The organism is Xanthomonas sp. F14, from assembly GCF_014199865.1.
On the sequence record NZ_JACHOM010000001.1, the window covers coordinates 366,094 to 381,238 of the forward strand.

General features: G+C 66.7%; 10 protein-coding genes. 7 read left to right on the forward strand and 3 right to left on the reverse strand.

The window, feature by feature from the left end; translation table 11 throughout:
• Together GGR73_RS01620 and GGR73_RS01625 are read right to left on the reverse strand one after the other, a co-directional pair.
• Positions 1–2,691 carry a TonB-dependent receptor gene (locus tag GGR73_RS01620; protein ID WP_184455353.1) on the reverse strand — a complete coding sequence of 897 codons (2,691 nt, stop codon included), beginning with the start codon at positions 2,689–2,691 and terminating at the stop codon, positions 1–3.
• A gap of 362 nt (positions 2,692–3,053) precedes the next feature.
• Positions 3,054–4,439, reverse strand: a complete 1,386-nt coding sequence (locus GGR73_RS01625) for a short-chain fatty acyl-CoA regulator family protein (protein ID WP_046342092.1) — start codon at positions 4,437–4,439, stop codon at positions 3,054–3,056.
• A 123-nt stretch (positions 4,440–4,562) separates the two neighbouring features.
• Here GGR73_RS01625 and GGR73_RS01630 point away from each other — a divergent pair, with 123 nt between their 5' ends.
• From GGR73_RS01630 to GGR73_RS01660, 7 genes are all read left to right on the forward strand, one after another.
• Positions 4,563–6,068 (forward strand): CoA-acylating methylmalonate-semialdehyde dehydrogenase, encoded by a 1,506-nt coding sequence (locus tag GGR73_RS01630; RefSeq protein WP_046342093.1) that lies wholly within the window; start codon positions 4,563–4,565, stop codon positions 6,066–6,068.
• Positions 6,069–6,078: 10 nt separating this feature from the next.
• Positions 6,079–7,260, forward strand: a complete 1,182-nt coding sequence (locus tag GGR73_RS01635) for an acyl-CoA dehydrogenase family protein (RefSeq protein ID WP_184455355.1) — start codon at positions 6,079–6,081, stop codon at positions 7,258–7,260.
• On the forward strand, positions 7,257–8,054 hold the full coding sequence (locus GGR73_RS01640; protein WP_184455357.1) for an enoyl-CoA hydratase: 798 nt from the start codon (positions 7,257–7,259) through the stop codon (positions 8,052–8,054). Before GGR73_RS01635 ends, GGR73_RS01640 begins: the two co-directional genes overlap by 4 nt.
• A complete protein-coding gene (locus GGR73_RS01645) occupies positions 8,039–9,226 on the forward strand; it encodes an enoyl-CoA hydratase/isomerase family protein (RefSeq protein ID WP_184455359.1) in 1,188 nt (395 codons plus the stop codon). The genes GGR73_RS01640 and GGR73_RS01645 overlap by 16 nt, the downstream gene beginning before the upstream one ends.
• Before the next feature lie 158 nt (positions 9,227–9,384).
• The gene (gene mmsB / locus GGR73_RS01650; RefSeq protein WP_184456463.1) at positions 9,385–10,287 is read left to right on the forward strand and encodes a 3-hydroxyisobutyrate dehydrogenase; all 903 of its coding nucleotides are present in this window, start codon (positions 9,385–9,387) and stop codon (positions 10,285–10,287) included.
• Between the two features lie 784 nt (positions 10,288–11,071).
• Complete coding sequence (locus GGR73_RS01655; RefSeq protein ID WP_102252403.1) at positions 11,072–12,037, forward strand: cation diffusion facilitator family transporter; 966 nt, start codon at positions 11,072–11,074, stop codon at positions 12,035–12,037.
• 171 nt (positions 12,038–12,208) lie between these two features.
• A complete protein-coding gene (locus GGR73_RS01660) occupies positions 12,209–13,492 on the forward strand; it encodes an aspartyl/asparaginyl beta-hydroxylase domain-containing protein (RefSeq protein WP_184455361.1) in 1,284 nt (427 codons plus the stop codon).
• A 23-nt stretch (positions 13,493–13,515) separates the two neighbouring features.
• Here the strand turns inward: GGR73_RS01660 and GGR73_RS01665 are convergent, their stop codons facing one another.
• A complete protein-coding gene (locus tag GGR73_RS01665; protein WP_184455363.1) occupies positions 13,516–15,018 on the reverse strand; it encodes a sulfotransferase in 1,503 nt (500 codons plus the stop codon).
• Between the last annotated feature and the right edge of the window lie 127 nt (positions 15,019–15,145).

Below are 15,145 nucleotides of genomic sequence, written 5' to 3' on the forward strand. Positions count from 1 at the left end.
TTAGAACTTGTAGGTCGCTTCCAGCGCGTAGCGACGGCCGAACACCTGATAGCCGCCGTCGTCCTGGTTGGCCAGACGGTTGGGCTTGTTGTCGGTGTAGGCGCGCAGCGGTTCGTTGGTGAGGTTGCCGGCCTGGAAGCGGAAACCGAGCTGCTTGCTGTACTGCCAGTTCAGGCTCAGATCCACCGTGCCTTCGCTCTGCAGCCGTGCCAGCCGCGCCGCATTCCAGCCGTACACCACGGTGTAGGGGCTGTGGTACTTGTAACCCACGCGCGCCTCGAAGCTGCCGTTGCTGTACCACAGGTCGAAGGTGCCGGTCTTGCGTGCCAGCCCGCTCAGCGGCAGCGGGTTGTCTTCCGGTGAGAATTCCTTGAGGTTGGAATCGACCAGCGAGAAGTTGGAGTAGACGCCGAAGTTTTCCATGTGCGGGATGAAGTAGAACGGCGTCTGGAAGGTGAGTTCCACACCGTTGATATGCCCGCCGCCGCCATTGAACGGCGCACTGACCAGGTAATCCAGGCCGTTGATCACCTCACGGTCGGTGCGGTAGCCGATGCTGGAATCCACTTCCTTGCGATACACCGCAATCGCCGCCAGCGCTTCCTTGTGGAAGTACCACTCGTAGGACAGGTCGACCTGGGTGGCCTTGAATGGATCCAGCTGCGGGTTGCCGCCGCTGCCGGTGAGCTGGCCGACGGTGACGTTGGGGTCGTCCAGGCGCCGGCCGGTGCGCAACTCGTCCAGCGGCGGACGTGCGATGACCTTGGCCACCGCAAAGCGCAGGATGCGTTGATCGTCGATCAGGAAGTTGACGGTGGCGCTGGGCAACACGTCGGTGTATTCCTTGCTGTCGCTGCTGGCCTGCACGGTGGTGCCGACCGAATCGAAGCCGTCGCTGGTGGTCTTGGTGTTGACCAGGCGCACGCCGATGTTGCCGGTGACATCGGTGCCGAACAGCTGCGAGCTGAACACCGCCTTGGCGAAGGCTTCGCGCACGTCTTCCTTGACGTTCCAGTGGTCGAGCAACTGCTCGTCGAGCGTGGCCGGGTCGAAACCGCCGAAGCCGATCTGGGCGATGGCATCCATGTTGCCGCCGGTCAGCGTGGGCACGTTCAAGTCCGGCATGGTGACCGGATAGATCAGGCCCTGGTACGCCGAGATCGGTTGGTCGTAACCGGACTGGTTGCTGATGAAGCGCCGGTTCTGCTTCTCGCGGCGCGCGGCGCGTGCGCCGAATTCCAGCGAGGTGAACGCTGCGGCATCGACCGGGCGGCTGGCGTTGAGCGCCAGCGCGGCGATCTTGTCGCGCAGCCCCTGCGGCTCGGTCTGGCCGGCGATGCCCCACTCGGGCGTGTCCGAGCTGGTGCTGATGGTGGGGGTGACGCTGCGGCGGAAATCGAACGAGACGGTGTCCGGGTTGCTGCCGAAGCGCACCGCCTGCCAGGTGTTGTCACGCTTGGCCTGCGAGAACGACAGGTCGCTGCCCAGCGTCCACACGTCGCCGCTCCACTTGGCGTTGAGGCCGCCGGCGGTGAGCGTCTTGACCTCGTTGTAGTGGCTGACCACATGGTCGACCTGCAGGTTCGAGTTGGCCAGCGTGCCGGCCACCACGTCGCCATCGACGATGGTGTAGGACGAACCCGGTGTGGTGTACGGATTGGCGCCGGTCGAGAAGGTGCTGTAGGCCAGGCCGTTGAACCAGTTCTGCAACTGGTCTTCGTCGATTTCGATACGCGAATACAGGCCGTCGAACTTCAACTCGAAGTTGCCCGAGCGCCACTGCACGGTGCCCATCGCGCCGGTGCGGGTCTGCTCGGTGAGCTTGAGCTGGTCGGCCGCGCCGAACGGGGTCGGGTCCACGCGGCCGTCGCCATCCACATCGCGCGAGGTGGTGGCATCGGTATAGCCCCAGCTGCCGATCGAGGAGTTGGAGTTCTTCTGCTTCTGGTAGGTGGCGCCGAGCGCAACCGCCAGGTTGTCGTTGATGTGGTGCACCCAGCTGGCACCGAAGCGGCTGCCCCACGGGGAATAGCCGTCCACGTCCTTGGCGTGGTCGTAGAACACCGGGCCGGCGGTGCCGACAAAGCCCGGGCCGGTGTAGTCCAGCGGGCTGATGGTGGAGATGTCCACCGTCGCGGCAAGGCCGCCGGCGACCAGGTCCGCCGACTGGGTCTTGTAGACCTTGACGGTGGAGACGATCTCGGTGGGAAACACTTCCCAGCGCACGGCGCGATTGGGCTCGGAGGAGGCGATTTCGCGCCCGTTGACGGTGCCCATGGTCATGCGCGGGCCAAGGCCACGCACGGTCGCCAGGCTCTCGTTGCCGCGGTCGCGGGTGCCGTTGACGCCGGGCAGGCGCACCAGCGCTTCGGCGACGGTGACATTGGGCATCTGGCCCATGTTGTCGGCGGAGATCACTTCCATAACGTGATCGGACATCTGCTTGGCCTGCACCGCCTGATTCAGGCTGGCGCGCTGGCCGATCACGGTGATGTTGTCGAGCGTGACCGGCGGCGCAGCCGTGGTGGTGGCATCAGTGGCCGGCGGCGCGGCAGGCGCGCTGTCCTGTGCGTGCGCACTGAACGCGGTGGCCAGCACACAGGCGATGGTGGTGCAGAGAACGTCGCGCACGGGGGTGCGGCGCAGGCGCATGCGCCGGCTGGCCGGGTGGCCGGTGTGGTGAACGGGCATCGTTTGATCCCTCCCAGGACAAAGTTACCGAATGAAATAGTGGCCGCTGGTGCGGCGCTGTGGCGCGGCTGCGCGTTGGCGTGTCCAACGCGGGCATGGCGGTTGCTGCGGTGTGGAGCTGATTGATCGCTTGCGTGACGCTGCGACGATGGTCGATCGCCTTGACGTCCCCCTGTCCTGCATGTGTCCGCTTCAGGGTAGAAGCGCAAGTCATTCCATTCCAATGAAGCATTTTGCGGGAGCTATCTCGCGTTGGAATGCTGCAGTGCAGCGGTAGCGTCTGCCCGGTCACAGTTGCGGTGTGCGTGGCCTGTACCGCGGACCAAGGTTGCCTGGTCGGCGCGACGGACCAGGGTTCTGCACTAGCGCGGGTGGGCAGATAACCGGGGCAATGCCGGAAAGGCGCGCTGCATGCAGTCGTTGCGTTCGCAGGTCAGGCAGCCGGGGCCGATCGGCACCGCATCGTCCACCGCGTCCAGGTCCCAGCCGCGCGCATACACCAGTTGATCGGCATGGCGCAGGTCGCAGCCCATCGCCAACGCGAATGTCTTGCGCGGGCGGCCGTAGCCGGGCGCGCCGCTGCTGACCTGGCGCGCCAGCCAGAAGTAGCGCCGGCCATCGGGCATGCGCGCGATCTGGGTCAGGATGCGGTCGGGCTGGTTGAAGGCCTCATAGACGATCCACAGCGGGCAGGCGCCGCCGACATGCGAGAAGTGGAAATCGGTGGCCGAGTGGCGCTTGGACACGTTGCCGGCACGATCGACCCGCATGAAGAAGATCGGCAGCCCGGCCGCACCGCGCCGCTGCAAGGTGCTGAGCCGGTGGCAGACCGCCTCGAAGCCGACGCCGAAGCGATCGGCCAGCCATTCGATGTCGTAGCGCGAGCGCTGGGCGCTGCGCAGGAATTGGCCATACGGCATCACCAGCGCGCCGGCGAAATAGTTCGACAGCCCGATCCGTGACAACGCGATACGCTCGGCATCTTCGAAGCCGGCATCGGCGATGCGTGCGTCGAGCAAGGGCGCGCATTCCAGCAAGGCCAGTTGCGCGGCCATCTGGAAGGCCTGCTGGCCAGGGCGCAGATGCGCGGGCAGCCACAGCACGCGCGCCTGCGTATCCACACTGCGCTTGTCGCTGTGCAGATCGGGCGCGTCCTGCACCAGCAGGCCGTGGCGATCGGCCAGGCGTTGGCGCAGCCGCAGCGGCAGGTTGTCCGAGGTCAGGCCGAGTTCGGCATACAGCGCCTCGGCGCGCTCATCCAGTTCCGGCAGATAGTTGTGCGCGCGGTTGAAGTAATCGCGCACCTGCTCGCCCGGCGACAGCGAGGGTAGTGCGGCGTGGTCGGCGCCGATCTGTATTTCCAGTGCGGCGGTGCGCTCGAGCAGGTGCTGGTGGGCGCGGTGCAGGTCCAGCAGGGCCTGGGCCACCTGCGGCAGGTTGCCGGTGAGCACGCGCAGTTCGGCGGCCGAGAGGCTATGGCCCAGGCTGCGCAGCGATTCGTCCAGCGGCTCGACCAGCGCGGCCGGGTCGTCCAGGTCGAGCAGGCCGTCCAGATCGCCCAGGGTGGCCTTGAGCCGCTGCTGGATTGCCAGGGTCAGGGGGCGCTGGTTGCGCTCGATCTGGTTGAGGTAGCTCGGCGACAGCCCGAGCCGGCGTGCCAGCTCCGCCTGGGTCAGGCCGTGGCGCTGGCGCAGCCGCTGCAGGCGCAGGCCGAGCTGGTGGCGGAGCGGGAGGGACGACTGCGGCATTCGCAAGATTCGCAAAATAGTGGCGGCAGCTTAGCGCGATTAAGCAGTCTCGGGCTGGGAATGCCAGGTCCCGGTGCGAACAATGCGAAGCATCCGTAGCGACCTTCTGCGAGCGACCCTGCAATGAGTGATTCCGTCCCGCGCGTTTCCCTGTTGATCGACGGCCAGTTCGTCACCTCCGCCAGCACCCACTGGCAGGACGTGGTCAACCCGGCCGATCAGTCGGTGCTGGCACAGGTGCCGTTCGCCACCACCGGCGAAGTGGCCGCGGCGGTGGCGGCGGCCAGCCAGGCCTTCGTGAGCTGGCGCAAGACCCCGATCGGCACGCGTGCGCGCATCTTCCTCAAGTACCAGCAGCTGATCCGCGAGCACATGCCCGAGCTGGCCGCGCTGCTCAGCGCCGAGCAGGGCAAGACCCTGGCCGATGCCGAAGGCGATGTGTTCCGCGGGCTGGAAGTGGTGGAACACGCCGCGGCGATCGGCAACCTGCAGTTGGGCGAGTTGGCCAACAACGTTGCCAACGGCGTGGACACCTATAGCCTGCTGCAGCCGCTGGGCGTGTGCGCGGGCATCACCCCGTTCAACTTCCCGGCAATGATTCCGTTGTGGATGTTTCCGATGGCCATCGCCACCGGCAACACCTTCGTGCTCAAGCCATCCGAGCAGGACCCGATGGTGACCATGCGGCTGGTGGAATTGGCGCTGGAGGCGGGCATTCCCAAGGGCGTGCTCAATGTCGTGCACGGCGGCGAAGACGTGGTCAACGCGTTGTGCGACCACCCGGACATCAAGGCGCTGTCGTTTGTCGGTTCGACCAGGGTCGGCACGCACGTCTATCGGCGCGCCTCGCTGGCAGGCAAGCGCGTGCAATGCATGATGGGTGCGAAAAACCATGCCGTGGTGCTGCCGGACGCCAATCAGGAGCAGACGCTCAATGCGATGGTCGGCGCCGCCTTCGGTGCGGCCGGCCAGCGCTGCATGGCGGCGTCCACGCTGGTGCTGGTGGGCGAGGCGCGGCAATGGATTCCGGCGCTGGTGGCCAAGGCCAAGGGCCTGACCCTGGGCGCGGGCAATGCGCCGGGCACCGAGGTCGGGCCGCTGATCTCCTGCGCGGCGCGCGAGCGTGTGGAAGGCTTGATCGCCTCCGGCGTCGAGCAGGGCGCCACACTGGAACTGGATGGGCGCGCGCCCAGCGTGCCGGGCTTCGAGCAGGGCAACTTCGTCGGCCCGACGATCTTCTCCGGCGTGCGGCCGGGCATGCGCATCTACGACGAGGAAATCTTCGGCCCGGTGCTGGTGATCCTGGAGGCGGCCACGCTGGACGAGGCCATCGCCCTGGTCAATGCCAACCCCAATGGCAATGGCACCGCCTTGTTCACCCAGTCCGGCGCGGCGGCGCGACGTTTTCAGGAAGACATCGACGTGGGCCAGGTCGGCATCAACGTGCCGATCCCGGTGCCGGTGCCGCTGTTCTCGTTCACCGGATCGCGTGCCTCAAAGCTCGGCGACCTGGGCCCGTACGGCAAACAGGTGGTGATGTTCTACACCCAGACCAAGACCGTGACCGCGCGCTGGTTCGACGACGAAACGCTGGGCCACGGCGTCAACACCACCATCTCCCTCAAGTGACACGATCGCCATGAATGCAGCCATCCAGCTACACGCCAATACAGCCGATTTGAGTGACGAGCAGGAAGCCTTCCGCGCTGCCGCGCGCGACTTTGCCGACAAGGAACTCGCACCGCACGCCGCGCAGTGGGATGCGGAAAGCCACTTCCCGCGCGAGGCGATCGCCAAGGCGGCCGAGCTGGGGTTCTGCGGCCTGTACACCGATGAGGGCGTGGGCGGCCTGGGCATGCGCCGGCTCGATGCCGCGGTGGTGTTCGAGGAACTCGCCACGGTCGATCCATCCACCTCGGCGTTCATCAGCATCCACAACATGGCCACCTGGTTGATCGCCAGCTACGGCAACGACGCGGTGCGCGCGCAGTGGGGCGAGGCGATGACCAGCGGTGCCAAGCTGGGTTCGTACTGCCTCACCGAGCCGGGTGCCGGCTCGGACGCGGCCTCGCTCAAGACGCGTGCACAGCGCGATGGCGACAGCTACGTGCTCAACGGCAGCAAGGCCTTCATTTCCGGCGCGGGCGCCACCGATGTGCTGGTGGTGATGGCCCGCACCGGCGACGACGGCGCGCGCGGCATCAGCGCCTTCGTGGTGCCCGCCGATGCGCCCGGCATCAGCTACGGCCGCAAGGAAGAGAAGATGGGCTGGAACAGCCAGCCCACGCGCGGGGTGAGCTTCGAGAACGTGCGCATTCCGGCCGGCAATCTGCTGGGCAAGGAAGGCGAGGGCTTCAAGATGGCGATGAAGGCACTGGATGGCGGCCGCATCAATATCGCCGCCTGTTCGTTGGGAGCGGCGCAAGGCGCGCTGGACGCCGCCCGCCGCTACATGGGCGAGCGCCGGCAGTTCGGCAAGAAGCTGGCCGATTTCCAGGCACTGCAGTTCAAACTGGCCGACATGGCCACGCAACTGGTGGCCGCGCGGCAGATGGTGCACACCGCTGCGCGCAAGCTCGATGCCGGCAGCCACGATGCCACCGTGTGGTGCGCGATGGCCAAGCGCTTCGCCACCGACGCCGGCTTTGCGATCTGCGACGATGCCTTGCAGATCCACGGCGGCTACGGCTATATCCGCGAATATCCGATCGAGCGCCTGCTGCGCGACAGCCGCGTGCACCGCATCCTGGAAGGCACCAACGAGGTGATGCGCATGATCATTGCGCGCCACCTGCTCAACGGCGAGGAGGAACTGCGATGAGCGATTGGGTAACACGCACGCATACCGGTTTACATGTCGAACGCGACGGCCATGTTGCCATCGTCACCTTGTGCAATCCGCCGGCCAACACCTGGACCGTGCACAGCCTTGCAGCTTTGCGCGATCTGGTCCGCGCGCTGGATGCGGACCGCAGCATCTACGCGCTGGTGATCACTGGCGACGGCGAGAAGTTCTTCAGTGCCGGCGCCGATCTCAAGCAGTTTGCCGATGGCGACAAGGCTGCTGCACGGGAGGCCGCGCGTCGCTTCGGCGAAGCCTTCGAGGCCTTGAGCGCGTTTCGCGGCGTGTCGATCGCCGCCATCAACGGCTATGCGATGGGTGGTGGCCTGGAGTGCGCGCTGGCCTGCGACCTGCGCATTGCCGAGCAGCACGCGCAACTGGCTTTGCCGGAAGCCAGCGTCGGCTTGTTGCCGTGCGCCGGCGGCACCCAGAACCTGCCGCGCCTGGTCGGCGAGGGCTGGGCCAAGCGCATGATCCTGCTCGGCGAGCGTCTGGATGCCGCCACGGCGCACCGCATCGGCCTGGTGGAAGAGGTGGTGGGCACGGGCGAGTCGCGCGCGCTGGCCATTGCCTGGGCACAGCGCGCCGGCAAGCAGAGTCCGGCCAGCGTTGCGGCGTGCAAGCGCCTGGTGCAGTCCACCCGCCACGGCACGCATGCCGCCGCGCTGGTGGCAGAGCGCGAAGCCTTCGTCGACCTGTTCGAGCAGGCGGATCAGGCCGAGGGAGTGGCGGCCTTTCTCGAGAAGCGCGCACCGCAGTGGAGCAATGGCTGATGCTGGATGTGAGCCTCCCCGAAGAAGCCCCGGTGCTGTTCGAACAACGCGATTGCGCCGACGGGCATCGCATCGGCATCGCCACCTTGAATGCGCCCAGGACGCTCAACGGCCTGTCCCTGCAGATGACGCGCCTGCTGGATGCACAGTTGCGCATCTGGGCCGACGATACCCAGATTGCCTGCGTGGTGCTGCGTGGCGCAGGCGAGAAGGCGTTCTGCGCGGGTGGCGATCTGCATGGTCTGTACCAGAGCATGCGCGCGCATCGCGAGGCGGTGCCGGATGCGCAGCAACGTCGCGCGCAACCGCAGGGCAATGCGCACGCCGCTGCGTTCTTCGAAGAGGAATATCGGCTCGACCATCGCATCCACACCTACCCGAAGCCGCTGCTGTGCTGGGGCCACGGCATCGTCATGGGCGGCGGTATCGGTTTGATGTCCGGCGCCAGCCATCGCGTGGTCACCGAGCGCTCGCGGCTGGCGATGCCGGAGATCAGTGTCGGCCTGTTTCCCGACGTGGGTGGCAGCTGGTTGTTGCGCCGCGTGCCGCACGGCGCCGGATTATTCCTGGCACTGACCGGCGCGCCGCTGGACGCCAGCGATGCCATTTATGCCGGGCTTGCGGATGTGCGCCTGGAGCATGCGCAATACGCGGCAGTGCTGGACGCCCTGGACGCGCATGCCTGGACAGGCGATGCCAGCGAGGATCGCGCCCAGCTCGGCGCATTCCTGCACGGGATTGCGCAACCGCTGGAGCCGGGCCCGTTGCAGGTGCATGCGGCGCTGATCGCGCAATTGGTGGCAGGCCAGACGCTGCAGGAGGTGGTCGCCGCAATCCTGGCACTGCAAAGCGAAGATGCCTGGCTGCAGGCCGCGCGTGCAACGCTGGCAGCCGGCGCCCCCGGCTCGGCCCGCCTGGCCTGGGAGCTGCAACGTCACCCGGGCACCGGCACGCTGGCCGACACCTTTCGCACCGAGTACGTAGTGGCGCTGCATGCCGCCGCGCATGGCGACTTCGCCGAAGGCATTCGCGCGCTGTTGATCGACAAGGACCGCACGCCGCAGTGGCAGCCTGCCGCGCTCGAACAGGCCGACGCGCAATGGGCGGCGGCATTCCTGCAATCACCCTGGCAGCCTGCACGGCATCCGCTTGCCGATCTTGGTGCAGGTTGAGTCGCTGACACGCCGCTGCGAACGGTCTTGGCGGATGCGGACAATGAGCCGCATCCGCAGTGCAGGGCCGAGGAACGCCACTGCATCCGTTTGCCGCACTGCGCTGCGGCCGGGCACACCATTCAACGGCCGCGCCAGTCGGTGATGGCCGCCCAACCCTGGAAGACCACACCATGAGCAAGATCGCTTTTATCGGCCTGGGCAATATGGGCGGGCCGATGGCCGCCAACCTGAGCAAGGCCGGGCACCAGCTGCGGGTGTTCGATCTGGTGCCCGCTGCGCTGGATGCGGCAGTCGCTGCCGGCGCGCATGCCGCCAGCTCCGCACACGACACCCTGGCCGACGCCGAGATCGTGATCTCGATGCTGCCGGCCAGCCGCCATGTCGAAGCGCTGTACCTGGGCGAGGCCGGGATTCTGGCGCAGATTCCCGAAGGTGCCCTGGTAATCGACTGCAGCACCATCGCACCCGCCAGCGCACGCAAGCTCGCCGCCGAGGCGCAGGCGCGTGGCCTGGCGGTGCTGGATGCGCCGGTCTCCGGCGGGACGGCGGGTGCGGCGGCAGGCAGCCTGACGTTTATCGTCGGCGGCGCCGCGCAGGTATTGGAGCGCGCGCGGCCGGTGTTGCAGGCAATGGGCAAGAACATCTTCCACGTTGGCGACAACGGCGCCGGCCAGGTCGCCAAACTGTGCAACAACATGGCGCTGGGCGTGATCATGGCCGCCACCGGCGAGGCGCTGGCGCTCGGCGTTGCGCAGGGGCTGGACCCGGCGGTGCTGTCGCAGATGATGGCGGTCAGCACCGGACGCAGCTGGGCCACCGAAGTGTGCAATCCGTGGCCGGGCGTGTTGCCCAGCGCGCCGGCATCGCGCGGTTACAGCGGCGGCTTCGGCAACGATCTGATGCTCAAGGACCTGGGGCTGGTCGCCGAATCCGCAGTGCAGGCAGGCGTGTCGATTCCGCTCGGCGAGCTGGCGCGCAATCTGTACGCGATGAACAGCCAGGCCGGCAACGGTGCGCTGGATTTCTCCAGCGTGATCAAGCTGGTGGCCAAGGTTTGAGAGCGGCGAGCAAAAGTGTCTACGCCCACCGTCAAGTAGGTGCGGCTGGAGTGGTGATTCGTCTCTGTCTGGAGAGTTGATCGAACTAGGGGTGTCGGCTGTAGAGCGGATGATCTGCGGCTTGGCTGCGAGGTCCTTGCCCGCCCACCATCGCAGGACACGCCGCAAGTACGTCCTTGTAGGCTCTTACGCGGCATCCTTGCCGCGTAAGGTCCCGCGACGGTGGGCGGGCAAGGACCAGTCGAGTTGATCGGTGTGCATGGTGTCCAACAAAACAGCCGCAGCCGGTGCAGTGTCCTCGCCGCGCCCTCTACGCTGTGAGTTTGCTGCAGGCCCTTGCCCGCCCACCATCGCAGGACACGCCACAAGTACATCCTTGTAGGCTCTTACGCGGCATCCATGCCGCGTAAGGTCCCGCGACGGTGGGCGGGCAAGGACCAGTCACGATGGTCGGTACGCACGGTTGTAAGCAGGGGCAGGCGGTGCATGCAGCGCATGCAGCGCAGCCGTCCGACGAGGTGCGGTCTGATCGGCTTCTTTCTATCGAGCAACGTCACTGCCAATACGACATCACTCCACCCGCTAACGACAGCGCGGGTGGCCGACGCGTTGTCGCTATCGCTGCGGCGTTCGAGAGGTTCTGTTGGCCGCTCCAAGTCGCTACCCGCCCTGGGCAAAGGTGCAGCGCCGCGCTCGCGTGATGTGATGTCATCACGCCCGGGTGTAATAGTCTCCGCCATCGCGTGCGCCTAAGGTGCGCGCATTGCACGAGGCCACCGCATCCATGGGACACGACCACAACCACGCACCCAGCGACATCCGCCACGAGACACCGTTGTGGTGGGCGCTGGGACTGACCGCCACGTTCCTGCTGGCGGAAGTCATAGGTGCGTTCATCACCAACAGCCTGGCGCTACTGTCTGACGCCGCACATATGGCCACCGACACCGTCGGCCTGATGATCGCCCTGCTTGCCGTGCGCCTGAGCCGTCGTCCTGCCGATGCGCGCCGCACCTATGGCTATGTGCGGCTGGAAGCGCTCGGCGCGCTGGCAAACGGCGCGCTGTTGTTCGCAGTCGGCGCCTACATTCTCTGGGAGGCCGCGCAGCGCTTCCGCGCACCGCAGGATATTTCCTCCAGCGGCATGCTGCTGATCGCCGGCTTCGGCCTGGTGATCAATCTGATCGCCATGAAGTTGCTGCACGCCGGCAGCGGCGAGAGCCTGAACGTCAAGGGGGCCTATCTGGAGGTCTGGAGCGACATGCTTGGCTCGGTGGCGGTGATCATCGGCGCGTTGCTGATCCGCTGGACCGGTTGGCAGTGGATCGACCCGGTGCTGGCCGTGCTGATCGGCCTGTGGGTGCTGCCGCGCACCTGGGTGCTGCTGCGCGAGGCGATCAACGTGCTGCTGGAAGGCGTGCCCAAAGGCATCGATCTGCCGCAGGTGCAGCAGGCGCTGACCAGCTACCCCGGCGTCGAAGACGTGCACGACCTGCATGTCTGGGCACTGGCCTCCAGCACGCCCGCACTCACCGCACACGTGGTGGTCAGCGAAACCACCGACCGCGACCGCCTGCGCGACGCCCTCGCCGAGCTGCTGCACGCGCGTTTCGAGATCACCCACGTCACCTTGCAGGTGGAGAGCGGCGACTGCGGCACCGAGCCGTGTGGTGCGGTGCCGGCCGCGCAAGGCGCCGCGCATGACGATCACCGTGGTCACGCGCACTCGCACGGCGGCCACGCGCACTGACGCGGACCACGCCGCCAGTGGGCTTGTTCCCCGACTGGCGGCGGCATGGCGTTGCCTGGAGCAGGACCCAGTCAGGCCAGCCTGTCCGATCGAGGAAAGAGCCGTCCTGCTTCCTCGCTGCCGCCCAGGTCGTATGATCGAGCCGGGGAAGACTGCGAGGCCGGCGGCGCGATGGCGGTACAGATCGAACAACGCAACGAACGCATCGCCGCGCTGATCGCCGAGGCGGGCGCGGCAGCATCGGCCGGGCAATGGCAACAGGCCGAGCAATTGTGGACACAGGTGCGCCAGTTGGCGCCGACGCACCCGCAGGCTTTGTACAGCCTGGGCGTGCACGCCTACCAGCGCGGCGATGCAACGGCGGCGCTGGAATACCTGGCAGGCGCACGCGCAAGCAGCCCGGGCGATCCGATGATCGTGCTGACCATTGCGGTGGTGAAGCAGGCGCAAGGCGATGTGGATGGCGAATGGCAGGCCATCAGCGCGGCGCTGGCGCTGGATGCGTACTTCCTGCCCGGGCTGCTGGCAAAAGCCGCATTCCTGCAGGCACGCGGCCGTCCGCGCGCCGCCGCTAGTGTCTATCGCGATGCGCTGAAGGTCGCGCCGCCGGAGCCGCAATGGCCTGCGGTGTTGCGTCGCAAGCTGGCCCTGGCCACGCAGGCGGTGGAGCAGGACACGCTTGAGCTGGAAGCGCAATTGCGCGCCGTCCTGGACGCTCCTGGCATCGCCGTGGACGCCGCACTCGCAGGACGCTGGGCGGAAGCGGCCGCGATCGCATGCGGGCGCAGTCGCCCGTTCCATTCCCAATCCAACCGCTTGTACATCCCGCGATTGCCAGCCCTGCCGTTTCACCCGCCGGACGCGTTTCCCTGGATCGCTGCAGTACAGCGTCACACCGCGGCGATCGCGCAGGAACTGCGCGCCGTCATGCACGAAGACAAGGGCGGCTTTGCGCCGTACATCGCCTACGCGCCGGATCAGCCGGTCAATCAGTGGAAAGACCTCAACCATTCGCCAGCATGGAGTTCCTATCCGCTGTGGGCACATGGACAGCCGGTGGATGAACATCTGCGGCAGTGCCCGGCAACCGCCGCTGCGTTGGCATTGGTCGATGCGGCGCAGATCGACGGCGTGTGCCCGAACGCGATGTTTTCGGTGCTTGCGCCGCAGACGGTCATTCCGCCGCACCACGGCGAGACCAACGCACGTCTGGTAGCGCATCTTCCGTTGATCGTGCCGGAGGGCTGCAGCTTCCGGGTCGGTTACGACTGGCGGCAGTGGGAGGTCGGCAAGGTGCTGGTGTTCGACGACTCGATCGAGCATGAGGCACGCAACACGAGCGCGCAGCTGCGTGCGGTGCTGATCTTCGATGTCTGGAACCCGCTGCTGAGCCAGGAGGAGCGGCAGATGGTCAATGCCATGGAGACGGTGATTGCGCACCACCGTGCGGGGTGAGGTGGTGCCGGTAGTCGGCCGGTTCAGTCCGCAGGCATGATGCCGAACCGGGCAAGTGTGTCGCGCAGCGGAGCGAGCTGGGTCGCGTAGGGTTTCCAGCGTCCGGACGCATCGCCATGCAGGGGTTGGCGCACCTGCCAGTAGCTGGCTGTTTTGACGGCTCCAGGCGCCTTGTGGAAATCCAGGCAATCCGGTTCCCAGGGCAACTGCAAAAAGTCCAGCAGTGCGCGCAGGCTGGGCTCCGGCGCGGCGACAAAGGCGTCGTAGTCGAACGTGTGGATGCTGTCCGGATACAGCGACAGCCAATGCGCCATCAGTCGCTGGTAGGCGGCATAGAAATGCCCGATGTCCTCCAGCCGGCCCGCATAGTCAAAGCGTTGCGGATTGAGCTGCTGCATGAAGATCGACAGCCCGTTGTCCAGCGGGTGACGACGTGTGTGCACGATCCTGGCCGCCGGAAACAGCTGTTTGATCAGCCCGATCAGCAGAAAGTTGTCGGGGCGCTTGTCGGTGATGAAGCGCAGTTGCGCATGCCGGGGAACGGCCGCAGCCACGCGTTGACGATAGGCCGCGGCCAGCTGCGCCAGCGTGTGCGAGGACAGATGCTGCGCGGCTTGCGGGAATGGCGACAGCGACTGTGCAACCAGTCGCGGCAACGCATCCAGTTCGCCCCCTGCGGCGATGCACGAGTGGCGCGACAAGGCCTGTTCGATCAAGGTGGAGCCGGAGCGGAACATGCCGCAGATAAACAGTGCCGGCACCGCGTCGCCGACAGCATCCATGGGTGGTGGCTGGCGCGCGTCGCTTGCATCGGCAAATACCGCAGCGATGCTGTCGAACTGCTGCTGTGTGCGGATCGGGTCATAGCGCCGCGCATGTGCATGGCCATGCCGGTTGGCGGCACTGGCCGCAGCGAATGCTTGGCTGTGCAGGCCGAGGCGGTCGTAGGCATGGGCCAGTGCATGCAGCAGCGTGGCCGTCAACGCAGGATCCTGTCCCGCGACCGAGCCTGCCTGCGCAAGTGCAAGCAGGCGTGTGTCCTGCGCATGCGTGGGAGGATCCAGGTGCAGCAGGCGTGCGGTGGCTTGCAGCTGCAGCGCCCGTGTCTGGGCATCGACAGAAGGACTGGCGAGCAGCCGGCGATAGGCGGCGACCGCCTGGTCGCGTGCGCCCAGCTCTTCCTGCAGGTTGCCCAGATTGAGCAAGGCCGGGGCGTAGTCCGGCCGGCACTGCAGTGCCAGATCAAGTTCCTTCAGCGCTGCCGCCTCCTGATGTAGATGGTCGCTCAGCAACGCGGCGCGATTGAGATGGATTTGCTCCGGCAGCGCGGCACCGTGCTGCAATGCCTGCGCATAAGCGTCCAGTGCGGCGGATGCCTCGCCGGTCTGGCGCAGCAGATATCCCAGGTTGTACCAGGCATCGGCGCAGCGGGGCTGCGCCTGCAGGATGCGGCGATAGGCGGCGATCGCCTGCGCCAGATGGCCTTGTTGCAGTAAGCGTGCGGCGTGCTGCAAGGACGGGTCCAAGGCGTTTTCCAGGCATTCTTGCAGCGGGTGGGAGAGCTGCAGCTTAGGCGGCGCCAGCGGTGCGTTCAATCGCCCCGCGGCCGGACGGTGATGAGCGGTCTTTCCTGCGTTCGCCGCTTGCCTTGTA